This window comes from Anaeromassilibacillus sp. Marseille-P3371, assembly GCF_900169665.1.
GTDB lineage: Bacteria > Bacillota > Clostridia > Oscillospirales > Acutalibacteraceae > Anaeromassilibacillus.
Map to the genome: position 1 here is coordinate 1,114,292 of NZ_LT835157.1, position 26,284 is coordinate 1,140,575.

27 protein-coding genes and 1 riboswitch are annotated in these 26,284 nt (G+C 49.6%); of the genes, 9 read left to right on the plus strand and 18 right to left on the minus strand.

The genetic code is table 11. The features are described 5' to 3' along the window. The 4 genes from B9Y59_RS03695 to B9Y59_RS03710 all read right to left on the minus strand — a co-directional run. The coding region (locus B9Y59_RS03695; RefSeq protein ID WP_085531857.1) for a protein-ADP-ribose hydrolase at window positions 1–707 on the minus strand (707 nt) is incomplete at its 3' end. 5 nt (window positions 708–712) lie between these two features. After that, window positions 713–1,333 (minus strand): 4Fe-4S binding protein, encoded by a 621-nt coding sequence (locus B9Y59_RS03700; RefSeq protein ID WP_085531853.1) that lies wholly within the window; start codon window positions 1,331–1,333, stop codon window positions 713–715. 10 nt (window positions 1,334–1,343) lie between these two features. Further along, on the minus strand, window positions 1,344–1,961 hold the full coding sequence (locus tag B9Y59_RS03705) for an ECF transporter S component (RefSeq protein ID WP_085531859.1): 618 nt from the start codon (window positions 1,959–1,961) through the stop codon (window positions 1,344–1,346). A 73-nt stretch (window positions 1,962–2,034) separates the two neighbouring features. After that, window positions 2,035–2,154, minus strand: a riboswitch (FMN riboswitch). A 9-nt stretch (window positions 2,155–2,163) separates the two neighbouring features. After that, window positions 2,164–2,565, minus strand: a complete 402-nt coding sequence (locus B9Y59_RS03710) for a pyridoxamine 5'-phosphate oxidase family protein (RefSeq protein WP_054323696.1) — start codon at window positions 2,563–2,565, stop codon at window positions 2,164–2,166. A 149-nt stretch (window positions 2,566–2,714) separates the two neighbouring features. Here B9Y59_RS03710 and B9Y59_RS03715 point away from each other — a divergent pair, with 149 nt between their 5' ends. Continuing rightward, window positions 2,715–3,041: a winged helix-turn-helix transcriptional regulator gene (locus tag B9Y59_RS03715; RefSeq protein ID WP_085531861.1), complete on the plus strand. Its 327-nt coding sequence runs from the start codon at window positions 2,715–2,717 to the stop codon at window positions 3,039–3,041. Window positions 3,042–3,530: 489 nt separating this feature from the next. Then, window positions 3,531–4,556, plus strand: coding sequence for a DUF4368 domain-containing protein (locus B9Y59_RS03725; RefSeq protein ID WP_143255227.1), 1,026 nt, complete (start codon window positions 3,531–3,533; stop codon window positions 4,554–4,556). A 115-nt stretch (window positions 4,557–4,671) separates the two neighbouring features. Here B9Y59_RS03725 and B9Y59_RS03730 read toward each other — a convergent pair whose 3' ends face one another. Together B9Y59_RS03730 and B9Y59_RS03735 are read right to left on the minus strand one after the other, a co-directional pair. Then, on the minus strand, window positions 4,672–5,601 hold the full coding sequence (locus B9Y59_RS03730) for a hypothetical protein (RefSeq protein WP_085531867.1): 930 nt from the start codon (window positions 5,599–5,601) through the stop codon (window positions 4,672–4,674). Between the two features lie 28 nt (window positions 5,602–5,629). Then, window positions 5,630–6,880 carry a tRNA(Met) cytidine acetate ligase gene (locus B9Y59_RS03735; protein WP_085531870.1) on the minus strand — a complete coding sequence of 417 codons (1,251 nt, stop codon included), beginning with the start codon at window positions 6,878–6,880 and terminating at the stop codon, window positions 5,630–5,632. 216 nt (window positions 6,881–7,096) lie between these two features. On the opposite strand from B9Y59_RS03735, the gene B9Y59_RS03740 reads away from it, so the two are divergent. After that, complete coding sequence (locus B9Y59_RS03740; protein ID WP_085531872.1) at window positions 7,097–8,353, plus strand: acetate/propionate family kinase; 1,257 nt, start codon at window positions 7,097–7,099, stop codon at window positions 8,351–8,353. Window positions 8,354–8,524: 171 nt separating this feature from the next. Here the strand turns inward: B9Y59_RS03740 and B9Y59_RS03745 are convergent, their stop codons facing one another. From B9Y59_RS03745 to B9Y59_RS03795, 11 genes are all read right to left on the minus strand, one after another. Beyond that, window positions 8,525–9,151 (minus strand): V-type ATP synthase subunit D, encoded by a 627-nt coding sequence (locus tag B9Y59_RS03745; protein ID WP_085531874.1) that lies wholly within the window; start codon window positions 9,149–9,151, stop codon window positions 8,525–8,527. Between the two features lie 33 nt (window positions 9,152–9,184). Continuing rightward, window positions 9,185–10,618: a V-type ATP synthase subunit B gene (locus B9Y59_RS03750; protein ID WP_054323688.1), complete on the minus strand. Its 1,434-nt coding sequence runs from the start codon at window positions 10,616–10,618 to the stop codon at window positions 9,185–9,187. A 16-nt stretch (window positions 10,619–10,634) separates the two neighbouring features. Then, entirely contained in the window at window positions 10,635–12,395 is a 1,761-nt protein-coding gene (locus tag B9Y59_RS03755) for a V-type ATP synthase subunit A (RefSeq protein WP_085531876.1), read from the minus strand. A 37-nt stretch (window positions 12,396–12,432) separates the two neighbouring features. Further along, window positions 12,433–13,038, minus strand: a complete 606-nt coding sequence (locus B9Y59_RS03760; RefSeq protein WP_085531878.1) for a V-type ATP synthase subunit E — start codon at window positions 13,036–13,038, stop codon at window positions 12,433–12,435. A 29-nt stretch (window positions 13,039–13,067) separates the two neighbouring features. Beyond that, window positions 13,068–13,376: a V-type ATP synthase subunit F gene (locus B9Y59_RS03765; protein ID WP_054323685.1), complete on the minus strand. Its 309-nt coding sequence runs from the start codon at window positions 13,374–13,376 to the stop codon at window positions 13,068–13,070. A gap of 38 nt (window positions 13,377–13,414) precedes the next feature. Next, entirely contained in the window at window positions 13,415–13,864 is a 450-nt protein-coding gene (locus tag B9Y59_RS03770) for an ATP synthase subunit C (protein ID WP_054323684.1), read from the minus strand. A gap of 126 nt (window positions 13,865–13,990) precedes the next feature. Then, window positions 13,991–15,937 carry a V-type ATP synthase subunit I gene (locus B9Y59_RS03775; RefSeq protein WP_085531880.1) on the minus strand — a complete coding sequence of 649 codons (1,947 nt, stop codon included), beginning with the start codon at window positions 15,935–15,937 and terminating at the stop codon, window positions 13,991–13,993. Window positions 15,938–15,952: 15 nt separating this feature from the next. After that, entirely contained in the window at window positions 15,953–16,999 is a 1,047-nt protein-coding gene (locus B9Y59_RS03780) for a V0D/AC39 family V-type ATPase subunit (RefSeq protein ID WP_085531882.1), read from the minus strand. Window positions 17,000–17,003: 4 nt separating this feature from the next. Then, window positions 17,004–17,315 carry a hypothetical protein gene (locus B9Y59_RS03785; protein ID WP_054323682.1) on the minus strand — a complete coding sequence of 104 codons (312 nt, stop codon included), beginning with the start codon at window positions 17,313–17,315 and terminating at the stop codon, window positions 17,004–17,006. 290 nt (window positions 17,316–17,605) lie between these two features. Further along, window positions 17,606–18,964 carry a PFL family protein gene (locus B9Y59_RS03790; RefSeq protein WP_054323681.1) on the minus strand — a complete coding sequence of 453 codons (1,359 nt, stop codon included), beginning with the start codon at window positions 18,962–18,964 and terminating at the stop codon, window positions 17,606–17,608. A 114-nt stretch (window positions 18,965–19,078) separates the two neighbouring features. After that, complete coding sequence (locus B9Y59_RS03795) at window positions 19,079–19,348, minus strand: ACT domain-containing protein (RefSeq protein WP_054323723.1); 270 nt, start codon at window positions 19,346–19,348, stop codon at window positions 19,079–19,081. A gap of 449 nt (window positions 19,349–19,797) precedes the next feature. Between B9Y59_RS03795 and B9Y59_RS03805 the strand changes: the two genes are divergently transcribed. The 5 genes from B9Y59_RS03805 to ispE all read left to right on the plus strand — a co-directional run bounded on the left by B9Y59_RS03805 (window position 19,798) and on the right by ispE (window position 24,548). Next, on the plus strand, window positions 19,798–20,610 hold the full coding sequence (locus tag B9Y59_RS03805) for a histidinol-phosphatase HisJ family protein (protein ID WP_082402141.1): 813 nt from the start codon (window positions 19,798–19,800) through the stop codon (window positions 20,608–20,610). Between the two features lie 203 nt (window positions 20,611–20,813). Further along, complete coding sequence (locus B9Y59_RS03810; RefSeq protein WP_054323721.1) at window positions 20,814–21,299, plus strand: Lrp/AsnC family transcriptional regulator; 486 nt, start codon at window positions 20,814–20,816, stop codon at window positions 21,297–21,299. Further along, window positions 21,271–22,467, plus strand: coding sequence for an aminotransferase class I/II-fold pyridoxal phosphate-dependent enzyme (locus B9Y59_RS03815; protein ID WP_085531886.1), 1,197 nt, complete (start codon window positions 21,271–21,273; stop codon window positions 22,465–22,467). The genes B9Y59_RS03810 and B9Y59_RS03815 overlap by 29 nt, the downstream gene beginning before the upstream one ends. A gap of 20 nt (window positions 22,468–22,487) precedes the next feature. Next, complete coding sequence (locus B9Y59_RS03820) at window positions 22,488–23,624, plus strand: DUF362 domain-containing protein (protein WP_158088943.1); 1,137 nt, start codon at window positions 22,488–22,490, stop codon at window positions 23,622–23,624. A gap of 63 nt (window positions 23,625–23,687) precedes the next feature. Beyond that, window positions 23,688–24,548 (plus strand): 4-(cytidine 5'-diphospho)-2-C-methyl-D-erythritol kinase, encoded by an 861-nt coding sequence (gene ispE, locus B9Y59_RS03825; protein ID WP_085531889.1) that lies wholly within the window; start codon window positions 23,688–23,690, stop codon window positions 24,546–24,548. Window positions 24,549–24,753: 205 nt separating this feature from the next. Here ispE and B9Y59_RS03830 read toward each other — a convergent pair whose 3' ends face one another. Beyond that, window positions 24,754–25,395 carry a DUF4190 domain-containing protein gene (locus tag B9Y59_RS03830; RefSeq protein ID WP_085531891.1) on the minus strand — a complete coding sequence of 214 codons (642 nt, stop codon included), beginning with the start codon at window positions 25,393–25,395 and terminating at the stop codon, window positions 24,754–24,756. A gap of 254 nt (window positions 25,396–25,649) precedes the next feature. Between B9Y59_RS03830 and spoIIR the strand changes: the two genes are divergently transcribed. Next, the gene (gene spoIIR, locus B9Y59_RS03835) at window positions 25,650–26,252 is read left to right on the plus strand and encodes a stage II sporulation protein R (protein ID WP_085531893.1); all 603 of its coding nucleotides are present in this window, start codon (window positions 25,650–25,652) and stop codon (window positions 26,250–26,252) included. The last annotated feature ends 32 nt before the right edge of the window (window positions 26,253–26,284 follow it).

Here is a 26,284-nt window from a genome sequence, read left to right on the forward strand (position 1 = left end):
TTATCAGGATTTTTCTGCTGCCATTCCCTGACTGTCCTTATGGCGAGCTGTGCGGCCAGGTCAGCCGGGAAATGAAACTCGCCAGTGGAGATACAGCAGAAGGCTACGCTATGTAGGCCTTTTTCCGCCGCCAGATCCAAACAGGTGCGGTAGCAGCTTGCCAATAGTTCCCGGTCATTTTTTGTTACGACTCCATAGATGATTGGGCCAACGGTGTGCAGTACATAGCGGCATGGCAGGCTATACGCTTTCGTGATTTTTGCCCTGCCGGCGGGTTCTTCTTTCTTCTGCCCCGCCATGACACGGGCACATTCCAGACGAAGCTGTACCCCCGCATAGGTGTGAATGGCGTTGTCGATGCAGCCGTGACAGGGGACGAAGCAGCCCAGCAGCCGGCTATTTGCCGCATTCACAATAGCATCAGCGGCAAGGGTAGTAATATCACCCTGCCAGAGATAAAGTCCAGGTTGTACCGGCGCCAGACCGGCCAGCTTTGTAACACCCTTTTCGGCAAGACGCTCCCGCAGGTAAGCGTCTTGTACATTCAGAAAATCCTCACTTGCCGGGATAGGCGGGCGCGCATTCATCAGGCTGCGCAGAAGCCGCCGCTTTTCCGAGAGAGTATCCGGCACATGAATCTCTGTATATTCTTTGCGTTCCGCCAGCAGATAGCGGAGCAGATAATCCAATCTTTCGTCCTGTGTCATCCGTCTTACCTCCGCTCAATCGCCCTTGCGGGGCAGATCTCATAGCAGTTCCCGCAATGCAAACAGTGTTCCTGCCGGATGATGGCGGGCTTTGCCGAAATATCAATGCACTTCTGCGGGCACTTGGAATAGCACAGCTTACAGCCAATACACTTGTCTGTCACAAAGTAGCCGGTTTTCTCTGTCTGCGCACCACCGAAGGAAAAACTGGCGCGTTCAATCGGCTGTTTGGAAAGGTCAAACCATTCTCCCGTCCCTTCGTAAATTCTGAAAACCGTAAGGGCGCTGCGAGAGCGCACATCGGGATAGATTTTTTCCATGTACGGATTTTTTCGGAACAGGGCGGGCAGGCTGTCCGGCCCGGTTTCCTTTGCCTTACCCTGCACCGACACGGCCACACAGGAAAGGGTATCTTCGCCCTTCATGGCGGTAAATGCGATATTTTCATTGGATTTCAAACGGTTATAAAAATTCTTCCCCTTTGCAGTCAGGAAGTAAAGGCCGTTTTCATCGTAGTCCATGATGTCAATGGCGCAGGTGACTGGTCGTCCCTCGCTGTCCGTCGTGGCAAAAACGGTGGAGTGGATTTTCTCCACGATGTATTGCAAATAATCTTTTGTCTGCATAAGGAACCTCCTATTTCTGCCTGCCCTTTAAGGTAGGGGTAAGCCGTTTGTAAAGCGGCATGGTGACAATGCTGATCCCAATTCCTTTCAGCAAATTAAATGGGAATGCATTGAACAGTACAACATCCAATTTGGTCTTGATGAATGGGATAAACTCGCCAAAAGAAGCAATCAGTTGGTCGAGCGGCATAAATACTTCAAATACGGGAAGCAGAATAAAGTAGTTGACAATGGCCGCTCCAACTCCCATAATGATGCTGGCAATCAAGCAGGCAAGCATCGCCGTTTTCTTTGTTTTGTGAAATTTATAGATAAGCCCGGCAGTTACCACAAAACTGCTTCCCATGATAAAATTCGCAAGTTCACCGATTCCACCAGTAGAGGAAGTGAGCAGCTGCAAGGCGTTTTTGACAAATTCAATCAATATGCCCGATACAGGACCGTATGCAAAAGCTCCGATCAGTGCGGGCAAATCCGACAAATCCATACGCGCAAAGGTTGGAGACAGCGGAACAGGAAATTCAAAAAAAGCGAGCACAAAGGCGATGGCAGAAAGTACGGCGGTCATTGTGAGCATACGCACGTTCTGGATGGATGATTTCCTTCGGACAGTAATTGTTTTCTCCATAATTCTCCTATTGAGATATGATTTAGATTAAGAACAAGCCCCGCGAAGTCTGACACTTGCGGGGCTGTTCTTGTCATATCCTCTCTCGTCCAGACTTTTACTGTCGGTAACGGAATTGCACCGTTTCGGCTGCCCTTGCAGTTCGCAGACTGTTACTGCCGGTCAGGAATTTCACCTTGCCCCGAAGATATTTGAGTTCTGTTTACAGGTCGTATTCCTTGGGCGGGTTGCCGGAGAAGTCGGCGATTACTGCATGAACATCCTTCAGGTAGAACACCTCAAAGATAGGATTGGTAGCCTCGCCGTACTGCCCCTTGACGATGGGGTTCTGGATGCACATAGCCTTGGCAGCCATGTTGTTCTCAAACACAGCCTTGCCGTTCAGACGAATCCACGCATAGGCCGGGCTGGAAACGGAAACTTCGATATTGGGGTTGGCCTGCATATCTTTGTAGACTTCCTTCTGGTTGTTGGTGCAGAACCACAGCTTGCCGTCCAGTTCACCGGCAAACATGAAGGGGCGGCACTTGGCCTTGCCGTCACGGCCTACAGTAGCCAGATACTGTACGGGATTTTCCTGCAAAAACTTTACGACTTCGTTCATGATGAATACCTCCTGATTTTGAATGTAGGTTTTGGGGATTGCAATTTTTGTCTTGCAATATTATAATAAATCTGTAAGTATCTATTGTAAAGTAAGCACTTTATTGTGCTGTAGTTACTAAAAAGAAACTATTGAAAGGAAGTGATACCATGCAGCAAACAAAAGAGTTGCCCGCCTGCCCGGTAGAAACAACGCTTATGCTGATCGGAGACAAGTGGAAAGTCCTAATTCTGCGTGACCTCATGCCTGGAACAAAGCGGTTTGGAGAGTTAAAGAAATCCATTGGCAGCGTATCGCAGAAGGTTCTGACCGCCCAGCTTCGGGATATGGAAGAAAAGGGCCTTGTCAATCGCCATGTATACGCAGAGGTCCCGCCACGGGTGGAGTACAGCCTGACCGACTTGGGAAAAAGCCTGAAACCAATCCTGGACGCCATGTGGATCTGGGGCGAGGGCTATAAGGCGCAAAATGGTTGAGCAGAAAAAATATTTTCTGGACATATTTCATCGCCTATAGTTGGATCTAACCAATCGATCCTGCGCTTTATCATAAGCCTTCATGTCATCACGCATAAAGGAAATTTCAGCAAGTGCTCTTGACAAATCCCTTCACCTGCGCTACTCTCTTTGTAAGACAGGGAGAAGAACAATACCTCGAACGGCACGGTTCTGCCTACATCTCAAAGCAGTTCGGCGGAAGATCAAAAACAGGAAGCCATACACGGCCCGAACAGATAGTTTCGGATCGTGTATGGCTTTTTCATTTGCCGGACGGAAAGAAGGCTCCCCTTATGGCGCGGGGCAGGCCGTCAGTACCGGCCCCACAGGGGCTTACCCAAAAAGAGGAGCTTTCCGGGGTAAGGCAGGAATAGCCGCTTGAAAGCAGTGTTTTCAACGGATTTTACAGGTGTGATTTTTGAAGATTGCCCGAAAAAACGTCTTACAGCGTTTTCGGGAGAAAGGGGCATGATTGAGCCGCAGAGAACCTACTGTTTCGCCAGAATCCTTACGCGGGAGAAGATCCTTACCCCTACCGCCTACGCATACCGCACCAAAGGGGGCCGCCACTCTGCTCTGAATCTGGACAAGCCCTACACCCGGTCCGACAGCACGGTGGCCGGCATTCTGGAGCATGAGGAATATATCGGCAATACCATCAACTGCCGGACCTATACTCCATCCTTCAAGAACAAAAAGAGCCTTTTGAACCCGCCGGACAAGATACTCCGCTTTGGGGGCACCCATGAGCCATTGATCGACCTGGACACTTGGGAGATCGTCCAGCGGGTACGGCAGGGCAAACGGGGGCCCATCAAGATGAGACAGCAGGATATGCTCTCCGGGCTGGTTTACTGCACGGACTGCGGCTCACGGTACTACCTTTGCCGGTGCGGGAGCTGGGACGAGAGCCAGTACACCTTCGTCTGCGGCAAGTACCACTGCTATAAGGAGGACTGCACGCCCCACACCATCAAAACAGCGGCCTTGCGGCAGATCGTGCTGAGTGAGATTCGGCGGGTGTCTGCCGAGGCGAGGGAACATTGGGACGAGCTGTTCCAGCGGCTTACCAGCAGCCACCAGAGCAGAGTGAAAAAGGAGCTTGCGGCCAAGCAGCGGGAACTGGACAAGGGAGGACGGCGGCTGAAAGACCTGGAAACGCTGTTCCGCCGTTCCTTCGAGGAGCTGGTTTTGGGACATCTCTCCGACGGGCAGTTTCAAACACTGGTAAAAGGCTATAAACTGGAAAAGGCGGAGCTGGAGGCAAAGACAGAAACGCTCAAAGACGAGATTGCAAACTGGCAGGACACGCTTCAGAACGCCGACCGCTTCCGCAAGCTGGTGGACAAGTACACAGATATTGCGGAACTAACGCTGGAACTGGTGCGGGAGTTTATCCAGAGAATTGAGATACACGAGCGTTCCGGACGGTACAAGAAAAAGCACTATACCCAGCAGGTCGATATTTACTTTAATTTCATCGGCCAGGCATAACAAAACGGCCCCAGGATGCCGTAACATCCTGGGGCCGCTCTAGAACTACAATACATCCTTATCCGGGCGGATGATTTGCTTGCCGGCGCTTGTTTTATTTTGCAACAGAATCGTATTATTTTAGATTTTCTATATAATGGGTAATCCCATCTTCATCGGTAGGGGAGACATCACTATAAGTATGGAACAAAGAAAGGTTCTCCACATGGCGCAACGCCCCGCCCGCTTCAATCTGGTAAAGTGGACTCATGGTTTCCATGGAAAGATAATCCCCATTGCAATACGTCTCATAAGAACTACCGTAATCCGGATAAGCAGCGTCGGACTGCACAAAGCGTTTGATGAGGGTATACGTGCGATCTACATAGGCGGCCCATCCGAGCGCATTATTGGTACCAAGTTTAAGAGGCTTTTCGTTCGACGAATCGTGCTGAATCGTAATATACCGGTTTCCAATGTAAAGACGTTTATCCCGCGGATCGGTGTAGGGCCAAAACGTTAAAACACGGTTCGGTGGGAGTTCATCCTCCTCATTAACGCGGTTTTGTGGAATAATTTCCAAACCGCCCCCACGAACCATCGTGATGGGCCAAAGGGAGAGCATCTGTCGATCCTTAGAAAAATTCTTGACACTGTGTACCAGCATCACATCAGAGGAGTTTTCCCCCATAACGATTTCCAAACGGGTTTGAACTTCATTTTGTTTCTGTTTTGCCGAGGAAAAGGTCACGCCGTCCGGAAGCAATGCATAAATGACCGGATCGTTATCTGGAAAATAGGATTCCGGCATCTTCTCAGGGGCGAGCCATAATCGGTGTCCACCATAGAAATAACACGCCGCCCCTTCGGAATAATAGTCGTCCATGAATGCGTTCTGCATTTTATACTTGCGCTCCAAGTCGTTGTACAGAACATTTTCGCCTCCAACAAACCCAAAGCGTACAATACGTGGACCACAATCGATGGTCACAACAACATCAATGACGCCGTTGGAGAGCTGTACACACTTTCCATAATTTTCAAAATCAATTTCCTTGAGCTCCAAAAGAATGACACGTCCTTTAAATGAAAATTTATTCTTGCGGAGGCCCCGCAAAAGAGACGGAATCATGCTGGAAAGGAAGCTGCATATTGTCCCGTATCTTGCATATTCCTGCCGTCCAATCTCGCCCACAGGGCTGGGGGATTGGAAGAAAAAGGGAATATACGTCCGTTGATTGGCTCTCTAATTCAATCACATTTCGCGCATCATTGTCAAGAGATAAAATATCCGATGAATTGGCGATGATAGGGCGTTTTGTGGTCATTTTTGATACATGCAAAATTTCTGCTCCCCGCGTATTCATTCCCAATATGCGTACATACGGGGGAAGGCCTGCGGCATGGGGACGATTGATCCCCAGGAAAGCCGAGAGAACCAGCCGGCGGATTCTTGCCAAAGGGTAGCGCTTGGTTTTGACGGATTGATAGAGCGTCTCAAGTGAATCTGCTGTTCGAACAGCGGCGTACAAACGGTTTTCCAATCCTTCGCTGACATCCGGTAAAGAAGCGAATGCAGATGGCTCCATGGTTCTTAGTTTTGCCAGAATGGCGCGTTCCATCCGCGTTAAGGATGCAGGAGCGTGTCCGGCTTCCAATTCAGTTTGCAAAATCATCGCTGCCGCTGTTGGCATGTGGGCAGCAAAGGCCCCATTTTGTGCGGTAAGGGAACGGATCAGGCTGGCACTGGCTGCTTGTACATTCTTATCAAAAGAGTCATGTGCAGCGCCGATCCGCTTCATGGTAAAGACGCGCAGGGACGAGGATAGGGTGCGGATGGCCTTGCAATATTCTACTCCCAGCGTGTTGTTCGGGCTTTGTAGAATCTGGGCGGTATCTGGACCAGCCAATCGCTCCACGGCGCGTTCCCGTGCACGGGCAAATGTACAACCGGCGGCGAGTTCATCATGCAGGAGTGGTGGAAATGTAGGGGAGAGCAAGATGTCCGCTAAAGAGAGCAAGCGAGCGGCATCCCCACATTCACTTCCGAAGCTGATGACATCTGCCCCAAGGCAATCCAATAAAAAAACGCCGCCCTGTGCAAATTTTTCTGCGGGGGCCATCGCCCAGGGAAGGGGAAGCTCCACAACGAGATCCACACCGCAAAGAAGCGCTTGCTTTGCACGCATATGTTTATCGAGGAGGGCGGGCTCACCGCGTTGCACGTAGTTCCCACTCATAACGGCGACAATATGCGTGGCGCCCTGCCTGCGGGTTTCCTTTACTAGGGCAAGATGTCCCAAATGGAACGGGTTGTATTCACAAATAATTCCGGCAATCTGCATTTCCTTGGAAAACTCCTTGAATTTGTTCGATTCTTGTACTATTATAATAATACCATATTGTCTGATGTTTTTAAAATAAATTTGGTTCCAAAGAGATTTTTCTCTGTTTTATCCAAACGACAATATCGGATGAAAAGAGCAGTGTGGCTGTATCGGACGAAATCCCCGATATATCCTGAGGGACAGTGCACTGCAAAACAGGAGGAGAGGTTTCCAATGAAAGTTTTGGTTATCAATGCTGGTAGTTCCTCGTTGAAGTATCAGCTGATCGACATGGACAGCGAGCGGATGCTGGCCAAAGGCAATTGCGAAAGAATCGGTATGGACGGCAGCATCTTTATTCATAAAACGTCCGATGGCCGTGGAAAACGGGTTCAGGTCCCGATGAAGGACCACACGGATGCATTCATGTATGTCACACAAGCATTGACCGATGCAAAGGTGGGCGTGATTAAGAATCTGGACGAGGTCAGTGCAATTGGCCACCGTGTAGCACAGGGCGGATCAATTTTCCGGAAGTCTGTTCTGGTCAACAATGAGGTCATCGAGGGAATTCGCAGCTTGATCCCATTGGCCCCGCTGCACAATGGCCCAGAGCTGGAAGGGATTCTTGCCTGCCAAAAGGTATTTGGCGAAGAGCTTCCGGAGGTTGTGGTATTTGATACTTCGTTCCATTCCACAATGCCGCCCAAGGCCTATATGTATGCGATCCCCTACGAGTATTATAAAAAATATGGAATCCGCCGTTATGGCTTCCATGGAACATCCCACCGGTATGTCAGCCGCCATTGTGCGCATTTGATGCACCAGCCGTTGGAGGACATCAAGATGGTGACCTGCCATATTGGGAACGGTTCTTCGATTGCAGCAATCCAGGATGGCCGTGTCATTGATACCAGTATGGGATTGACGCCGCTAGATGGCTTTATGATGGGAACCCGCTGCGGCTCTTTGGACCCATCCATTGTCACCTTCCTGATGGAAAAAGAGAATTTGACACCCAGCCAAATGGATGAGGTCCTCAATAAGAAATCGGGCCTGCTCGGTGTTTCCGGTGTTTCCAGTGACGACCGCGACGTTACGAAGGCTGCAATTGAAGGCAATCCGCGCGCAATCCTGGCACATGACATGCTGGCCTATCAGATTATCAAGCAGATTGGCGCCTATGCGGCGGCGATGAACGGTCTGGATGCAGTCGTCTTTACCGCTGGTTTGGGTGAAAATCAGCCGCACCACCGTTATGCAATTTGCCGCGGCCTGCGTTATCTCGGATTGAAGATCGATGCAGAACGCAACGAAGAGATGGTTGGCGGCAAGGAAGGGAAAATTTCCACATTTGATTCCCAGGTGGCAGTCTATGTCATCCCCACCAACGAAGAGCTGGTCATCGCGCGTGATACCAAGGTGATCGTCGAGAAGTTGAACTATGCGTCTACAGAGGACAAGACTATTGTCGACTTGGAGGACATCTAAAGTATTTAAAACGTACATTTTTATAAATCAAATTCAAAAACGTGGGGTGGATTGCAAATAATCCATCCCACGTTTTTGTGTTTTTATTTTTCGAATCCCCCATGCAAGATCGATCCGATAAGAGATCTTTGACTAAAGTGGGACAGCGTGCTTATGCTTTTCTCTCAACTTCTAAGCAATCTCAGACCTTTCGGCCTTTTGGCTTTTGATCACTTTCAGACGAGAAAATTCTTCGCGTTCCTTTTCCTCCAATGCGTCTGTGATAAATTTGACGGTTTGTTCAAAACGAGGAATCATAATATTTTTCAAGGCATTGGCACGCTTTTGCGTCTTTTTGATGGCATCTGCCAACCGGTACACACTGTTTTCGACCTCTGCCAATTCAGCGGTTAAACGCTTGACTTCGTTGAATTTATTATAGGCGTCGTCCAACAGGATGTTGGTTGTATTTAAGCCAAAGGGGATGGGGATATCGCGCGGTGTCAAGGAAACCATGGGAATTTCTACACCCATAACGCTGCGATAGGCTACGTTCAGACCGTCATCCAGCGGGACAGTCTGAGAAAGTTCACCGCAGATTCCCAATGTAATATTAGCTCTCTGCAAAGCCGCATAGGCATCCTCATAGGTTTGATCGATCTTTCCTTGGATGGAATTGGCACGATCAATCAACGCCATCATTTCGCGAATCAGGATATTGCGTTTCCGATCCAACAGTTCAAATCCAGTACGGGAGAGTTCCAGGGACTTCTTGGTAGCCAGGAGGTTTCCTTTGGTAGGTACGACTTGATTAGCCATAATGGGTTCCCTCTTTTCCTTACCGGCACAACGTTACGGTGCTTGTTCGGCGGGTTGGACTTTTCGCTCCGCCTCTGATTCAAGCTGCTTTTTGGCCTTTTCATAATATTGATCGAGCAGAGCATCATCCACGCGGTCCAGTTCTTCGCGCGGCAATGTGGCCAGCAGCCTCCAACCAAGGTCAAGGCTCTCATCGATGCTGCGGTTTTCATTGAATCCCTGGTTGACATATTGATTCTCGAATCGCTTGCCAAATTCTAGATATTTTTTGTCTGTAGGGGAAAGCTCTTCTTCGCCGATGACGGAAGCCAGTGATCGTGCATCCATCACCTTTGCATAGGCGGCAAAGAGCTGATTGGACAGCGCAGAGTGATCTTTGCGCGTATAACCGGCGCCAATGCCGTCCTTCATCAGGCGGGAAAGCGAAGGGAGAACGGACACCGGCGGATAGATGCCGCTGTTGTCCAGACTGCGGTCCAGAACAATCTGTCCTTCGGTGATATAACCGGTCAAGTCGGGGACCGGGTGGGTGACGTCATCGTTTGGCATGGTAAGAATCGGAATCTGTGTGACAGACCCCTCTTTGCCGCGAACCATGCCTGCGCGTTCATACAGGGAGGCCAAGTCCGAATATAGATAGCCCGGATAACCCTTTCTTCCGGGAATTTCTCCTTTGCTGGAGCTGAATTCGCGCAACGCTTCCGCATAGGACGTCATATCCGTCATGATGACCAATACATGCATGCCGAGTTCAAAAGCAAGATATTCTGCAACCGTCAGAGCGCAACGGGGGGTCAATATACGCTCGATGATCGGGTCGTTCGAAAGATTTAAGAACATGACCACCTTTTGTAGAACACCGGATTCGTCAAAAGAACGGCGGAAGTATTCCGCTACATCGTTTTTGGCGCCCATGGCGGCGAAGACGATGGCGAAATTGTTCTCGTTCGCATCCTTGATTTTGGCTTGACGTGCGATTTGGACAGCTAACTCGTTATGCTTCATGCCGGAACCGGAGAAGATCGGCAGCTTCTGTCCCCGAATCAAGGTCATCAGAACGTCAATGGTGGAAATACCGGTATTGATGTAGTTCTTTGGATAAATTCGAGAGACCGGGTTGATCGGCGTACCGTTGATGTTCGCGCGCTTGAGCGGGAAAATATCGCCCAATCCGTCAATCGGACGGCCAGCGCCGTCAAAGACGCGCCCTAGAATCTCCGGAGAGAGCGGCATTTCCATCGGATGGCCCAACAGCCGTGTGCGTGTGTTTTGGAGGGAGATACCACGTGTGCCTTCGAACACTTGAATCACGACGCGCTTGCCCTCCATTTGCACAATACGCCCCTGGCGCATCGTGCCATCGTCCATGCGGATGTCGACTACCTCTTCAAAGGAAGCATTTTCTACATCGTCCAGAACGATCAAGGAGCCATTGATCTCCTTGACACCGATATAATCCAGAATCATATTATCACCTGCTTCCCTATGCGTTGACAATGCTGGACAGCGTTTCATCGATCTCTTTAACATATTCGTCGAACTGTTCCAGCTGATTGTTTGGTATGTCGTATTTCATTTTGACTAGCTTGTCAAACAAACCGGTTTCTACAATTCCAGAAATCGGGACACTGGCCGCGACCAGTTGCTTGGCTTTTTTATATAGGTGCAAAATGACACGCATCATTTGCTTTTGTTTCTCCAGTGGTACGAAGGTATCGTCTGCATGGAATGCATTTTGCTGAAGGAATCCGACACGAATGACACGCGCGGTCTCAATAATCAGTTTTTGATCGTCCGGCAAAACATCGGAACCAATTAGCTTGACGATCTCCATCAGTTGATTTTCCTCCTGGAGGATATGGGAGATGCGTTGACGGTACTTGACAAATTCCTCGCCGACATGATCGGTATACCACTGGTCCAAATCGCCAAAATATTCGCTATAGCTCTGGGTCCAGTTGATTGCCGGATAGTGGCGGGCATAGGCCAACGCCTTATCCAGCGCCCAAAAACAGCGGGTAAAACGTTTGGTGTTCTGTGTAACTGGCTCTGAAAAGTCGGACCCCTGCGGGGATACGGCGCCAATAATCGTGACAGAACCATCCGTCCCGTTGAGATTTTTGGTCATGCCTGCACGCTCATAGAATTCTGACAAACGGCTGGGTAAATAGGCAGGGAAGCCTTCCTCGGCCGGCATTTCTTCCAATCGGCCGCTGATTTCGCGGAGAGCTTCCGCCCAACGGGAGGTGGAATCGGCCATGATGGCGACGTGGTAGCCCATATCGCGGTAATATTCGGCCAAAGTGATACCGGTGTAGATGGACGCCTCGCGCGCCGCCACCGGCATGTTGCTTGTATTAGCAATCAGGACCGTGCGGTCCGTCATGGGACGGCCGGATTTCGGGTCGATCAATTCCGAAAACTCATCCAGAACCTGGCTCATCTCGTTGCCGCGCTCGCCGCATCCGACATAGATGATGATGTCTGCATCACACCATTTCGCAAGCTGATGCTGCGTCATGGTTTTGCCCGTGCCAAATCCACCAGGAATGGCAGCTGTGCCGCCTTTGGCGAGGGGGAAGAGCGTATCGATCACCCGCTGTCCGGTAATCAATGGGACATCGGTCCGCAGACGCTGAGAGACTGGGCGCGGAATACGGATCGGCCATTTCTGGCAGAGGGAGAGCGCATGCAGTACTCCATTCTCATCTTGTAGAGTCACAATCGTGTCATTGATGCGATACAGTCCATTTGGGACAACCGTTTGAACAACGCCGTTTAATTGTGGCGGTACCATACATTTATGGCGAATGATCGGTGTTTCCGGGCACTCAGCATAAATATCCCCGCTGTTGAGCCGGTCTCCCGGTTTGACAGTGACAGTAATTTCCCACTGACGCTGGGAATCCAGCGAGGATACGGAACTGCCGCGGGAAATGAATGCACCGCTCTCCTCTTCAATTGCTTTCAAGGGGCGCTCAATACCGTCAAAGATGTTGTCCAAGATGCCCGGACCAAGTGTGACATTCATTGGGCTGCCCGTTCCTACTACGGGTTCTCCTGGGCGAAGGCCTGTAGTCTCTTCATATACCTGAATCGTGGTAAACGCACTGGTGATACCGATGACTTCACCGACCAGCCGTTCCTTCCCGACATACACCATCTCCATCATGGAGAAAGACTGCGCAGCCTTGACCGTGACGACTGGGCCGTTGATACCGTATATGACCGTTTCATTTTTCATGTTTGGATCATTCCTTTCCCATCCTGTGGCCGCACGGCTATCCAGCCACCGTCAGTCCAGAGTTTTCTTCAAACCAACCGCGCTGTTCCTCCAGCATGGCGTCCAAGGTTTCATCTGCCATGACGCCCATCTCGCTGTTGTAAGCGCGGAGACCACCGATCCGGATGGTGGGATCGGTTTCAAAGGTACAGGGGTGACCAAATGCTTCCGCGATTTGCTGCTGATAGGAGGCATCCTCTTCGCGAAGGCGGATGACTGTACCAGGCTGCTGGAACACGGCAGCTAGATTGCGGGCATACTTTTGCATTAAGGCAGCATACGCCGGTTTTTGTGTATAGGAGCGCAGTTCTTCCGCCGCTCGTGAAAAAATCTGCTCCATAATCCCACGGCGTTTTTCCAGCAAGGCCCGCCGGCCGTCCATCTCCCGCTGTGCCATCTCGCGGGAAATGCCGCTGCGCATCTGGGCCATTTCCTTTTGTATCAGGTGATATGCCTCTGTAAGAACTTCAACCTCTGCCTCGTCCAATTCTTTTTGCTTAAATGCGGCGACCTCTTCTTCGATCTTCTTTCTTTGCTCTTCGCCGTAATGGAGGATCGCCTGATAGAATTTTCCGATTTTTTCATCGTTGTGATTGATAGCCATGTCAAACCCCCATTCTGCCGGGAAGCGGCCTAAATTTTAATCCCGATGGCCTCGCGGACATAGCGGGTAATGGAATCTTTGGTGCGCCCATTGCCATGCCGGTCGGGGATCTCCACAATTAACGGGCGCTTGGCTTTGAGCTTCAGATCGTAGATCATTTCCGGGCAAAGTTGGAGTAGGCGTTCGGTAATTAGAATGACGGCGACATCCTCCATTGCCATCGCTTCGGTCAATGCTTTTTTGACCTCCTCAGGCTCATGCACCACGATTCCTTCGATACCTGCCAGACGCATCCCGACCTGTGTATCTACGTTGTCGCTGATCAGATAAAAGCGCATATGAATCCTTCTTCCTGTAGGCCGTGGGCACGCCTGTGTTATACTTTATTCAGAATTAGAATGGAGATCAATAGGCCATACAGAGCAATGCCTTCACCCAACGCCACGAAAATCAGGGATTTACCGAAAGCCTTCGGGTCCTCGCTGGTTGCTCCGATGGCCGCTGGGGCCGCCGCTGCGACTGCGATACCGCCGCCAATACCAGCCAGACCGGTGACCAAGGCGGCTGCAAGCAATCCCATCCCCTTGGAATTGTCCACCGGGGCCGTAGCTGTTTGCGATGTAGTGGCTGTGGTATCCGGTGTACTGTCCTCAGAAGCAGCAGATGCGATCATTGGCGCTGCAAAGGTAACGACACATACAGCTAGGAAAGCGATTAACTGGGTTGCAACAGCCTGGCTGGTCTTCTTTCCACGCTTTACTGCACGGATGGAGAGCGCCACGGATACAACCAGAAAGACGATTGGAATACATAACACGATACTCATGACAAATACCTCCAAAAATGATTTTTTCACAGCTTTGGAATCTATGTTTCGCCGCGCCAAAGTGGCCGGTGTAGAGGATAACAGGGGACATGTGCGTACACGTTTTGCCGGCTAGACTTGTGCGCATTATGCATCCCTGCGAACCACAACGGGATGAAATGGTCGGCCGTCTCCGTCAAAGAAGCGGCTGAACATCTCATAAAACTCCAGACGCAGAACCTGAATCCCCACCAACAGGCCTTCCAAACCCATCACAAACACATTGCCGACGACGGCAATCAGGATATAACCAATGCCGCTGGTCATTTCTGCCAAGGTAAATACCACGAGCATCATACCAGCATGAACCAATACAAATGCGCCTACACGCAGAAAGGACATAGTGTTGGTTGCATAGCTGAGCAGGTATTCGAAAACCTCAAAAAAATTCTGCATGAGGAAATTTCCCCAACTCTCCGGTTTCCAGTCGGAGCGGCGCTCCAATAGTCCCCCGAGCACTTCCCGGAAGAAAATCACCACAATTGGCAGTACGATCAAACCGAGCACATAGGCGGTGTTGACAATCTGCCAGCCAAAAATCAGCTGCCCTCCAAATCCCACGACCAAAGACACATAGAATACAAGCCCTGCTAACCCATTTGGACCAAATAGGGCATTTTCCCAGTGCCTTCTGCGCAGGCAAGAGTAGATGTTGATGAGAATGGCCACAACGACCAGGAGCATGCCGATACCTACGGCTGAATAGATAATCAGGTTTGTAGTGTTTGGCTCCATCACTTCGATGGGTTTTTCGTCCAGACCGAACACGTTCCGGTAGAATGGGTCCAACACATGTTCAAAGCCAAAAACAGAGCCAAAAACCGTTCCGAAAATAGCCGATGAAATTCCACAGGGGATCAATGCCTTGCCGAGTTTCATCTTTTTGAATTTCCACATCAACCATCCAACGATGGAGACGCAGATTCCCTGTCCGAGATCTCCAAACATGATGCCAAACAGCAACACATAGGTGATTGCAACAAACGGTGTGGGGTCCACCTCATCGTAAGAGGGAAGGCCGTACATATCGACAAAGAACTCAAAAGGCTTGAAAATCTTTTTATTCTTTAGTGCAACGGGAGGAGAGTGGCTCATCTCCTCTTCCGCATTTTCAAAGGTGTATTCGACCGATTCCAGTTGGCCGAGCGCTCGTCGAAGGTCTGGCTCGCGGTCGGCCGGAACCCAGCCGGTCAAAATAAAATTGTCATTGTACCGCGCCGCATAACGGCGGATTCCAAAATAAACAGATTTTTCTGTCAAAAAGGAAAAGACCTTCTGACACTCTTCTTCCTCCTGTTTCCAGAGTGCGTCAATCTGCCGGTCCACGCGCTGGATGCGGGCGATTTCTTTATCGCGCAGGCCGCGCAGTTCTTCCACACCACTTTCCGGCGTACCCTTTAGCTCGGTAAAGCTGGTACGTTCAAAATAGAGGCTGGAAAAAATACGGTCTACCTCGCTTACAACATCAATTGGCGCAAAATAAACGCCCCAATAATGCTGCTCATCGCTGGTACAAGGGAAAAAGATGACATAGGGATTCTGGTTGTAGGATTGCAATTTTTCGTAGCCCTCTTTTGGAAGAGAGCCAAAACGGACCTTGATGTATTTGCAGTCGTGAATTTCATCGAGATTCAAATCCATCCCGACGAAGTGGCTGACTTGTTCAATTTCGCGGGTAAATCGCTCCACTTCCTGCTGCGCTTGAGTGCGTTCTGTTTGTAAATCGTTCAGGGAAGTGGCAAGGCGGCGAACATATGCGTCCAACTCTTCGCGGGAGTATTGGACATTTTCCATCTGTGATTCATCCAGAAGCACCAATTTTTTATGGGAACCATTCACCGCATCGGTAAGTTTCTGGAGTGGAGCAGAATACGGGTTCTCCTCATTTAACGGAGAGAAACCGGATGTATCCGAATAAAAGGAGAGGGAATTGTCCGGATGGAACGAGCCGGACTTTCCACAGACAGCAGTCACACGGTCTAGATCGATCATCCGGCCGATAATGCTCGCTACCTTAATCTTCTGTACAGCCAACCATCACGCCTCCTTTCATGAAAAATCGGCAACAGTGAGTAGTTTTTGAATTTCTTCAGGCGCCAATTGATAACGGATTCCTTCCACGATGTTGATGATGTCCTGAATTTCGATCTGCGCTAAGAAGATATAAGAGAGCATCACCACGGAAGGATGTGTAGAAAAGCGGATGTCATGACGGCAGGTTAAATATTTCATTCGGTCAGGAACTTGATCGATATACGTGTGTGCAATTTTCTGGCAACGTTTTCCAATCGGTGCTTTTGCCAGAATGTTCAAAACATCTTCTGGTTCCGCATCGAGCATCTCATCCAGAAGGTGTGGATGAATGGTGCCAAAGGGAAGCAGGGTACTGCGGATGAAGTCAGGCCCCTCTTGGTAAAACGCCTTGAGGCGGACAATACGCGACACATTGATCAGATCGATGTAGACCTGAAACATTTCGCGCAGTTGGCGGGCCGCCTCACCGCGGGTATATTGGTCGATGATAGCAAAGGCACTCTTATACAAATAGGTATATAGGGCATTTTCGATCCCAGTGTAGTTCATTGGAATGCCTGGAATCGGCCGAAACGGTTCAATCAATTTCCGATAAGGAGTATGGCTGAGCGCGTTGAGCAAATCATCGTACGTTTTGACGTGTGCCAGCGCATAGAGGTCGATGCGCGTATGACGGTTCAAAAAAGCGGGGAGGGAAAAGAGGTATTCCTCTGGATTGCCGGCGCCCAGATACATCAGACTATGCAAAATCTGTTCGATCTCGCTGTGTTCCAACAGATAGTCGGCAAAATGTTCCCCGACAGAAAGCTCATACCGGCACAGTGACGCATAGTCTTCAAAGAGTTTCTGGCGTAGCTTTCCTTCCAATTGGCCGCGATGAACCTCATTTTCATTGATGCCTGCCAACACCTTGTTGTAGGCAGTGCGACTCTTTAGATACCCGGCGACCTCGCCCACAGATTTACAATTTAGCAGTTCCCGATAGTTTTCCTTTGTCAGACGCTTTCCATACATGGCGCGCGCCTTAGAAAGGATCGCATTGGAAGCTAACGAGGAAAGCATACGATCACTCCCCAATCACTCTGGCTACGATGGTTCGTACCCATTCGTCGCCTTTCTCTTCATATAAGGCGTCCAGGCGTTGTGAAAGTGCCTGGTTTCTCGCAGCTTTACCTTTCCATTCCTCCTCAGCGGCTGCACGTTCCTGCGGCTCGTTCAATGCGATGCGCTTGCGCGCACGCGCGAGGTATTCCTCTCGGATGCGTTCACGGCGTTCAGCCACTTCTTTTTCAGAATTGACCTTTTCCAGCTGGGCAGCATCCGTGATTTCTCTGGCTTTACGGTCCATATCCACAATTTCCTTAATCATATCTTGCATGGCCGCAACCTCCTTCCGAACGGTAAGATTTGTTCGGCCGTATCAATCGGCCGCATACGCACAAGCAGTTCTGCAGCGTTTGGCAAAATCCAGATAGAGTTGCCAAAGCGCACAGAACCACATTGATTCTTCATGTTTGCAAGTTATTTTAAAAGCTCTTGCAAAATTAGGTTCCTATTATAGTCGTTTCTTTTGGGCTTTTCAATACAAATTCCGTTAAATCCACTAAATTAGAAGGGGAAAATTCGGGAAAGATTCCGAAGAAATTTATCCAATCTGCCAATATCGATTTAATTCTTTAAGCTTTGCATGGGTGCAGGAATACGCCCACCGCGGTGGATAAACTTTGCCGGGGAATACCGGTTGACCTCCATAACAGGGCCGCCCCCCAAAAGTCCGCCAAAATTGAGCTCTTCGCCTGCCTTCTTCCCAATTGCAGGGATTAGACGTACAGCGGTTGTCTTGGAATTGACCATTCCGATGGCTGCCTCGTCCGCAATAATGGCGGAGATCACCTCGGCCGGGGTATCGCCGGGAACAGCAATCATATCGAGGCCCACAGAGCAGACTGCTGTCATAGCCTCTAGTTTGACGAGAGAGAGCGCGCCACAGCGTGCGGCATCAATCATACCGGCGTCCTCCGTCACAGGAATGAAAGCACCGGAAAGGCCGCCGACGTGGGAGGATGCCATTATACCGCCTTTTTTGACGGCATCATTTAGAAGGGCAAGCGCGGCGGTCGTACCATGCGCACCACAGCTTTCCAAACCCATCTCTTCTAAGATATGCGCCACGGAATCGCCGACCGCCGGCGTTGGAGCCAAGGATAAGTCAACGATGCCGAAGGGGACAAACAGGCGGCGGGAGGCCTCCTGTGCGACCAGTTGGCCCATACGGGTAATTTTAAATGCAGTTTTCTTTACAATGTCAGCCACCCCGGAGAGGTCGCAGTCGCCAGCCTTGGCTAGAGCGGCCCGTACAACGCCCGGTCCGGAAACACCGACGTTGATGACGCAATCCGGTTCACCGGGACCGTGAAAGGCGCCTGCCATAAAGGGGTTATCCTCTGGAGCGTTGCAGAAAACAACCAGCTTTGCAGCGCCAATACAGTCGCGATCCGCTGTACGTTCTGCCACCTCGCGGACAATACCGCCCATTTTTTGGACGGCATCCATATTGATGCCCGCTTTCGTTGTGCCAATGTTGACCGATGAGCAAACAAATTCCGTTTCCGCGAGTGCTTCGGGGATACTGGCCATCAAAGCGTAATCACCCGGGCCAAACCCCTTATGCACCAGTGCCGAATAACCTCCAATGAAATTCACACCGGTTGTTTTTGCCGCCCGGTCGAGAGCCTTAGCAAAGTGCACAGGGCTGCTTCCAGGGCAGGCAGCAGCCAACATGGCGATGGGGGTGACAGAAATACGTTTGTGAATGATCGGAATGCCATATTCTTTGCTGATGTCCTCGCCGGTCTTTACGAGATTTCCGGCATAGCGGCAGATTTTATCATAAATTTTATCGCACGCGGCCGCTACATTGCTATCAGCGCAATCCAACAGGGAAATCCCCATGGTGATGGTACGTACATCCAGATTTTCATTGTCGATCATATTGATCGTTTCCAGAATATCGTGGGAATTGAGCATATTTGGGACTCACTCCTTATCTTTTACTCGAGAGCTTGTAGAAATGAATAGAAAAATTTGATGAAGATTTAAGGCATGCATGTAGAAAGGCAGCAAATACCTTAAAAGGGTTGATCAGATGCGATGCATGGAATTGAAGATGTCCTCATGCATAACATGGATGGTCAGCCCCATGCCTTCTCCGATGGCGGTGAGCGCATCCACCAACTCTTGGAACGGGATGGAACATTTAGAGATGTCCACCATCATAATCATGGCAAACAGATCCTGTAGGACGGACTGGGTTACTTCTACAACATTGACGTTATGCTCTGCACAGATGGAGGAAACGCGGGCCAGAATGCCCACCATGTCCTTTCCAATTACGGTGATGACTGCACGCATAAATAATAACCTCCCAATTATCTTTTTTGGAATACAGCCGAAACGGCCAAAAAGGCTCTCCGAATCTGCACAAATGCAGTCCGGAATGCACAAAATACTTGTCCTCATTATGAACGGAAATGAATCTTATGTCAAGAAAAGGGAGCGGCCTTTCCCTTGGAAAAGCGCCAGATGTTATTCCTGAAAAAGAGAGAAGAGGGCGCAAAACAAATCGAAACATCCAACAGAATATATGGTTAAACTGCGTAAAATCCAGCGGCGGCGCGGTCCGCTTATGCATCTCTTGGGAAATATGTTTAAAAACGGAAGCGTTTTCCAACGCCAAAATGGGAAGGATTCATCTATAAATAAAGTCGATTCTATGTTAGACTGAATACAAATAAAAGGCGGATGATTCTGCTTTGCGATCATACATAATGGACCGATTTTTTTAGAAAGTGAGTTGGACAATGAAATATAGATATCTTTCGGATTGCCACACCCATAGTGATTGTTCCCGCGATGCTTCTGACCCAACGATGATGTTATGCGAATGTGCGTGCCGGTTGGGGCTTTACGCATTGACCATCACGGACCACTGCGAGTGTAATGTTTATGAAGAGGACGGTTATGACCGTTCGGTTCGGCAGTCGTATTTCGAAGCGCGTAAGGCTTCCGCTGTATTTCATGGCCGCCTGCATGTGCGGGCTGGGGTGGAAATTGGGCAGCCCATGCAAAACTTGGCGGCAGCGGAAGAAATCCTGGATGCCTGCGATTTTGATTTTGTGCTTGCCTCCGTACACAATGTGCGGGGAATGCCCGATTTTTATGAGCTAGATTACAGTCAGGTGGATATTACAAAGGTATTGCATCTTTATTTCGACGAAATTTTGGAAACCATCGAATGGGGAAAGTTTGATTCTCTGGCACATCTAACTTATCCTTGGCGGTACATCGTTGGGGAGCATGGCCTTGCCATCGACAACGCACAATTTTCCGGACGCATCGATGAAGTTTTAAAAGCATTGATTAAAAAGGGAAAGGCTTTGGAGGTCAATACCAGCGGCTTACGCCAAAAATTGGGGGATACTATGCCGAATTTGCCGATTGTAGAGCGGTATCATGAATTGGGAGGAAAGCTCATAACGCTTGGTTCGGATGCACACCGTTGGCCGGACGTCTGCGGTGGCGTGGAACAAGGGATGGAATTGATTAAAAAAGCAGGTTTTACACATTTTTCCCTGTATTCCCACCACGAGCCAAAGCTGCTTCCCATTGAGTGATCTGAGCGCCGTATCCAATTCACCCATGATTTACGAGAAGGCTTTTCCGAAAACAGCGGAAGAGCCTTCTAATTTTATGGATTGGATATTTCCATTGGCCTTCGTTTGATGTATACTATATCTTATTATCCGATTTTTCAGATGATGCCAAGGGTTCCAGTCCTTTTGGAACCTTCCAATTTTTAACTGGAGGAGTGAATGTCATGGATCGTTTATTGGAATTGTTGAATCAAAATGCCCGTCTGACTACCCGCCAGCTGGCCACCATGCTGGACCGCCCTGAATCGGAAATCTGCAACCAGATGGACGCCTATGAAAAGGCGGGAATTATCCGTGGTTATCAGACGTTGATTAATTGGGAACGAGCCGATGCAAACAAGGCGTTTGCCTTGATCGAACTGCGCGTTACTCCGAAGCGCGACCGTGGATTTGACGAGATCGCACAAAAAATCATGCAGTTTGAAGAGGTGGACAGCGTTTATTTAATGTCTGGCGGATTCGATTTGGCTGTGATGGTGCATGGGGATACGATGCAACAAATTGCAATGTTTGTTGCCCGCCGCTTGTCCTTGCTGGATTCGGTACTTTCGACGGCCACCCATTTTATTTTGACCCGTTACAAGGATGGCGGCGTAGTCCTCAATACGGAGGATGAAAACGATGAGAGAAGGAGTGTGCTCTGTGATTGACTATAGCACCGTGCTGAACAAGAAGGTGCAGGCGATCAAGCCATCCGGTATCCGCCGTTTCTTTGACATCGCCAATGAGATGGAAAATGTGATCTCCCTCTCCATTGGAGAGCCGGACTTTACAACTCCGTGGCATGTTCGAGAAGAAGGAATTCATTCCTTAGAGGACGGCAAAACGTGGTATTCTCCAAACCGTGGCTTTATGGAACTGCGCCGGGAAATTGCGCGTTGGCTCAAGCGCCATTACCATGTGGATTATAATGATAAAGATGAGATTCTTGTCACTGTGGGCGGATCAGAGGCCATTGATCTCTGTCTGCGTTCTCTTATTTGCCCGGGGGATGAGGTGCTCATTCCGGAACCCTCTTTTGTTTGTTATGTGCCATTGACAGAGATGGCAGGAGGGGTTCCAGTTGTTTTGGAGACCAAGGCGGAAGACTGTTTCCGTGTGACTCCGGAGGCTCTGCGCGCCAAGATCACGCCCAAGACAAAGCTGCTCATTTTACCCTATCCGAACAATCCGACCGGTGCGGTGATGCGCAGGGAACATCTCCAGGCAATTGCGGAGGTGGTTCGGGAAAACAATTTGATGGTGTTGTCGGACGAGATTTACAGCGCCCTTACTTACGGGGATACCAACCATGTCACGTTCAGCGCAATAGATGGCATGCGGGAAAGGACCATTGTGGTGAACGGATTCTCTAAAGCATTTGCCATGACGGGATGGCGTTTGGGATATGCGGTTGGTCCAGCGGACATCATCAAGGCGATGACAAAACTCCATCAGTATGGCATTATGAGCGCGCCGACGACAGCGCAGTATGCCGCAATTGAAGCCTTAAAAAATGGGGATGAGGACATCGTTTATATGCGCGAACAGTACGACATGCGCCGCCGTCTGGTAGTGGATGGCTTTAATTCGATGGGGTTGACCTGTTTTGAACCGGAAGGCGCATTTTATGTGTTCCCTTGTATTAAAAAGACCGGTCTGTGTTCAGAGGAGTTTTGTGAAAAACTGCTTTATGAGGAGCATGTAGCCGTGGTTCCAGGGACTGCATTTGGCGACTGTGGCGAAGGTTTCGTGCGTGTCTCGTATTCCTATTCCATCAAACATATCACCGAGGCGCTTTCACGCATTGAACATTTCATCAAGCGATTTGAACCTTGAACATGGGGGATTCGTCGGCGATGAAAAAGCAGGTGTACCTTTCTGCCTGTGCGGAATATGATTTTGAGACGGTACGCCATGTGTTACGGGAACAGTTGGATGCGCTCCATGTGCAAGAATTCCTGTTTCCAGGATGTCGTGTGGTTTTAAAACCCAATTTGGTGCTTCGTTCCAAACCGGAGGAGGGGATGATTACCCATCCGGTGGTAGTCGCTGCGGTAGCGGTAGAGCTCTTTGAACGGGGCGCCGGACAGGTTGTGGTTGCAGAAAGCCCCGGTGGCCCCTATTCTCCGCCTCTGTTGCGTTCGATTTATGAGGCGGGCGGATACACAGAAATGGCCAAGATGTATGGATTTGCCCTGAATAACGATTGTTCATATGCAGCGCTGGAAGTTCCACAGGGACGCCGTTCCAAACAGTTTGACATTATACGGCCTATTTTAGAGGCAGACGTTCTGGTCAACATTGCAAAACTGAAAACCCACGGAATGATGGGCTTGAGCGCTGCGGTAAAGAATCTATTTGGATGTGTGCCGGGTTTGATGAAACCAGAGCTACATTGCCGTTTTCCAGAGCGGGAGGCCTTTGCAGAAATGCTGGTCGATTTGTGCTGTGCCTTAAAACCATCGCTCAATGTGGTTGATGGGATTGTAGGGATGGAGGGCAATGGCCCGACTGGCGGAAAGCCGCGCTTTGTGGGAGCGTTGGCCGCTTCGCGGGACCCGTTTGCTTTGGATTTGGTCTGCGCGGCGTTAATCCATCAATCGCCCGTCCAGGTCCCTTATTTGCGGGCGGGAATGGCGCGCAACGTATGTCCGGAGAGCGTCGAAGAACTTATCCTTTTGGGGACGTCATTGCCGTCTTTGTCCGTTCCGGATTTTGAACAACCGGAGTCGTGTAGTGTCAACTTTTTGGATTGGCTGCCAAAATTTCTTCGTCCTTTGGCGGAAAAAATTGCCACGCCTGTGCCACGCATCCAGCAGAACAATTGTGTAGGGTGTGGAAAGTGTGCGGAGAGCTGTCCACAGCACACCATACGAATGGTAGACGGGCATGCAACCATCGATTACCGAAACTGTATCCGCTGCTATTGCTGCCACGAAATGTGTCCAAAGCATGTGATCGACATCAAGCGTTTTCGGCTGTTTCGTTTATAAATGAAAAGATTTTTCTGGGATTGCCGTAGGCGGTGATCCCGGTTTTGCTATGGGGGATGATCTATGCGAATCAAGGCATATGCAAAAATCAATCTGGCTTTGGACATTGTGGGCAGGCGTTCGGATGGTTATCATGTACTGGATATGGTGATGCACACCATTTCGCTCCACGATACGCTCATTATCAAACGGGGTACAGGGGGACTTTCGATCACTTGTGCAAGGGAGGATGTGCCGTGCGGTGAGGGCAATACCGTTTACCGCGCAGCGAATGCCTTTTTCCAAGCGATTCAGACACTGCCCGACGTATCCATCGTGATTGAAAAGCAAATCCCTTCTCAGGCAGGCCTGGCAGGAGGAAGTGCGGATGCAGCGGCGACTCTCCACGCATTGAATCGATTGTATCATGCGAAGTTGCCTTTGGAGACGCTCTGCGAGCTTGGTTTGACCGTAGGGGCGGATGTTCCCTTCTGTTTATGTGGGGGTTCTGCGCGCGTCCAGGGAATCGGAGAGATCCTGAAACCTGCGCCGTTGCTGCCAAAGTGTTGGTTGGTGGTCTGCAAGCCTCCCACGGGTGTGGACACGCGGCTGGCATACCGGGCAGTGGATGAACAGGGAGGAGGCCCTTCCGCACATGCCCAACACGTTTTAGAGGCTCTGCAGCGAGGCGACTTGAAAAAGATTGGAGCAACTTTAGGGAATGTATTTGAAGAAGTTCTACAGCTACCAGAGGTGAAAACGATTAAGGAACAGATGCTTGCATGGGATGCAAAAGGGGCTTGTATGACCGGCAGTGGGTCAGCCGTATATGGCTTGTTCGATCAAGCGGATGCCGCTGTAAACTGTGGAGAACAGCTGCGGCCGTTCTATCCAGAAACGTTTGTGTGCCAGCCAATGGGCATGCCTGTAGAATTTATGGAATAAAATGGAGCACATAAACCTTTTTAGGGCTTCGTCCACAGAACCGTGTAGATACAAAAGTATCCCCCATCCCGGTGTGTGAACAGGTCCAGTAAAAACGGACAATAGATAAAGCCCCCTGATGTGGGAAAATGGTGCACTGCCCCAGTTTGTGCGGATAGCACAAGCTGGGGCAGTGCACCATTGGCATGAGGGATATTTTATTTGTTCAAGATGTTAACAACATAAAAGAAAGCACAAAATTTAGGACCCAAATGACAATTCCAAGAACAAGGCCAATGATGCCTGTGATAAAACCGGCGGTTGCCAGGCCTTTTGCAGTGCTCTGTTTACCAACTTTGCCGGTTGAAATTCCAATGATACCGAGGATGACACCAGCTAATGGAATATACAGAGAAGCGATGATACTGAGAATGCCTGTAATAATGGATACAGTTGCCTTGCTGGTGGGATTATGTACGGCTACAGGGACAGGAGCCGGAATTGGCTGTGCCATGCCATCCATTGTTGGAGGAGATTGTACAGAGGCCGCATCTGGAATCTCCTGTGTCAGCAGCCGCACTAAATTTTGAACTCGGCTGTTCAATTCGCTCTTGGGCAGAGCGCCATAAAAACCGGTCAAACCGTGCTCGCCAAAGGATTTAATCCAAGCCTCTAAATGGACTTTTCCCTGTCCATATTCCAATTTAATAAATTGGGGAGCGGTGACGGCCCCGATGCCCTTTTTCCAAACATTTTCCCCTTTGTAAACCGTCTGCTGGAAGCCTTCTTTGGTCAAAAAATCCTCTGCAATGAATTTGATGAGGTCATCCGATTTGTTCACATTGTACTCTGCAACGTATCTGGACATAGTCTCCCTCCCATTTTTAGATATTAGCATTATATCTGATAATTTATAATTTGTCAAATAATTTCTTGTGAATTTGCACATTTTTTATGTTGATAGGTGGGGGGTTACACCGAAAAATGAAAAAGTATAGCATCGGTTATCTTTTTTAACTGTTACATTTTACAGGTAGGATGGCGACTTTTTTTACAAATCGACGTATAATTTGAAAAAAATGGGACAATACTCCCGACATCAAACATAAAGAGGGATGTTCCATGAAAAGACTTGAAAAGGCGATTTGTCTTGCCATGATTTTTACGGTGTTGTTTTCCTTTACAGGATTTGCTGCACAGTGTGAAGATATCCCAGAGCATGTTCTACGGCTGCATGTTCTGGCAAACTCGGATTCGAAAGAGGACCAGACGTTAAAGCTCCAAGTGCGTGACCGCATTTTACAGGAAAGCGCTGGGATGCTCGATGATGTTCAGAACAAGGAGGATGCGGAACAGTGCATTCGAGAAAAGCTGCCGGAGTTACAGCGAGCTGCTGCGGATGAAATTGCAGCGCGTGGATATGACTATCCGGTTACAGTGGAATTGGAACGCACCTATTTCCCAACAAGAGAATATGAACAGGTTACATTGCCAGCGGGAATGTATGAGGCTCTACGGGTTTGTATCGGGAACGCAGAAGGGCATAATTGGTGGTGTGTGATCTTTCCTCCTATGTGCCTTCCAGCCGCAGAGGAATCGCAGGAGTTGGAAGATGTCTTGGACGCCCAACAGCTTCAGATTGTAGAGGGACAAAACCGGTATATCATCAAATTCAAAACCTTAGAGTACTATGAACAAATAAAAGCATGGCTGGCCGGCTTTTAAAAAATGTACACAGGAAGGGAACCCGTGTAGGG

Bases quoted from the DNA above. Each gene is read 5' to 3' on its own strand.
- B9Y59_RS03745 (WP_085531874.1), bottom strand. From the start codon at position 9,151: ATGGCTAATCAAGTCGTACCTACCAAAGGAAACCTCCTGGCTACCAAG.
- B9Y59_RS03795 (WP_054323723.1), bottom strand. From the start codon at position 19,348: ATGCGTGCAGTCATCACCGTAATTGGAAAGGACATGGTGGGCATTCTG.
- B9Y59_RS03765 (WP_054323685.1), bottom strand. From the start codon at position 13,376: ATGCGCTTTTATCTGATCAGCGACAACGTAGATACACAGGTCGGGATG.
- B9Y59_RS03790 (WP_054323681.1), bottom strand. From the start codon at position 18,964: ATGCTCAATTCCCACGATATTCTGGAAACGATCAATATGATCGACAAT.
- ispE (WP_085531889.1), top strand. From the start codon at position 23,688: ATGCGAATCAAGGCATATGCAAAAATCAATCTGGCTTTGGACATTGTG.
- B9Y59_RS03805 (WP_082402141.1), top strand. From the start codon at position 19,798: ATGAAATATAGATATCTTTCGGATTGCCACACCCATAGTGATTGTTCC.
- B9Y59_RS03770 (WP_054323684.1), bottom strand. From the start codon at position 13,864: ATGAGTATCGTGTTATGTATTCCAATCGTCTTTCTGGTTGTATCCGTG.
- B9Y59_RS03755 (WP_085531876.1), bottom strand. From the start codon at position 12,395: ATGAAAAATGAAACGGTCATATACGGTATCAACGGCCCAGTCGTCACG.
- B9Y59_RS03780 (WP_085531882.1), bottom strand. From the start codon at position 16,999: ATGCTTTCCTCGTTAGCTTCCAATGCGATCCTTTCTAAGGCGCGCGCC.
- B9Y59_RS03735 (WP_085531870.1), bottom strand. From the start codon at position 6,880: ATGCAGATTGCCGGAATTATTTGTGAATACAACCCGTTCCATTTGGGA.
- B9Y59_RS03810 (WP_054323721.1), top strand. From the start codon at position 20,814: ATGGATCGTTTATTGGAATTGTTGAATCAAAATGCCCGTCTGACTACC.
- B9Y59_RS03785 (WP_054323682.1), bottom strand. From the start codon at position 17,315: ATGCAAGATATGATTAAGGAAATTGTGGATATGGACCGTAAAGCCAGA.
- B9Y59_RS03705 (WP_085531859.1), bottom strand. From the start codon at position 1,961: ATGGAGAAAACAATTACTGTCCGAAGGAAATCATCCATCCAGAACGTG.
- B9Y59_RS03750 (WP_054323688.1), bottom strand. From the start codon at position 10,618: ATGATTCTGGATTATATCGGTGTCAAGGAGATCAATGGCTCCTTGATC.
- B9Y59_RS03700 (WP_085531853.1), bottom strand. From the start codon at position 1,333: ATGCAGACAAAAGATTATTTGCAATACATCGTGGAGAAAATCCACTCC.
- B9Y59_RS03815 (WP_085531886.1), top strand. From the start codon at position 21,271: ATGAGAGAAGGAGTGTGCTCTGTGATTGACTATAGCACCGTGCTGAAC.
- B9Y59_RS03820 (WP_158088943.1), top strand. From the start codon at position 22,488: ATGAAAAAGCAGGTGTACCTTTCTGCCTGTGCGGAATATGATTTTGAG.
- B9Y59_RS03760 (WP_085531878.1), bottom strand. From the start codon at position 13,038: ATGGCTATCAATCACAACGATGAAAAAATCGGAAAATTCTATCAGGCG.
- spoIIR (WP_085531893.1), top strand. From the start codon at position 25,650: ATGAAAAGACTTGAAAAGGCGATTTGTCTTGCCATGATTTTTACGGTG.
- B9Y59_RS03830 (WP_085531891.1), bottom strand. From the start codon at position 25,395: ATGTCCAGATACGTTGCAGAGTACAATGTGAACAAATCGGATGACCTC.
- B9Y59_RS03725 (WP_143255227.1), top strand. From the start codon at position 3,531: ATGATTGAGCCGCAGAGAACCTACTGTTTCGCCAGAATCCTTACGCGG.
- B9Y59_RS03715 (WP_085531861.1), top strand. From the start codon at position 2,715: ATGCAGCAAACAAAAGAGTTGCCCGCCTGCCCGGTAGAAACAACGCTT.
- B9Y59_RS03710 (WP_054323696.1), bottom strand. From the start codon at position 2,565: ATGAACGAAGTCGTAAAGTTTTTGCAGGAAAATCCCGTACAGTATCTG.
- B9Y59_RS03740 (WP_085531872.1), top strand. From the start codon at position 7,097: ATGAAAGTTTTGGTTATCAATGCTGGTAGTTCCTCGTTGAAGTATCAG.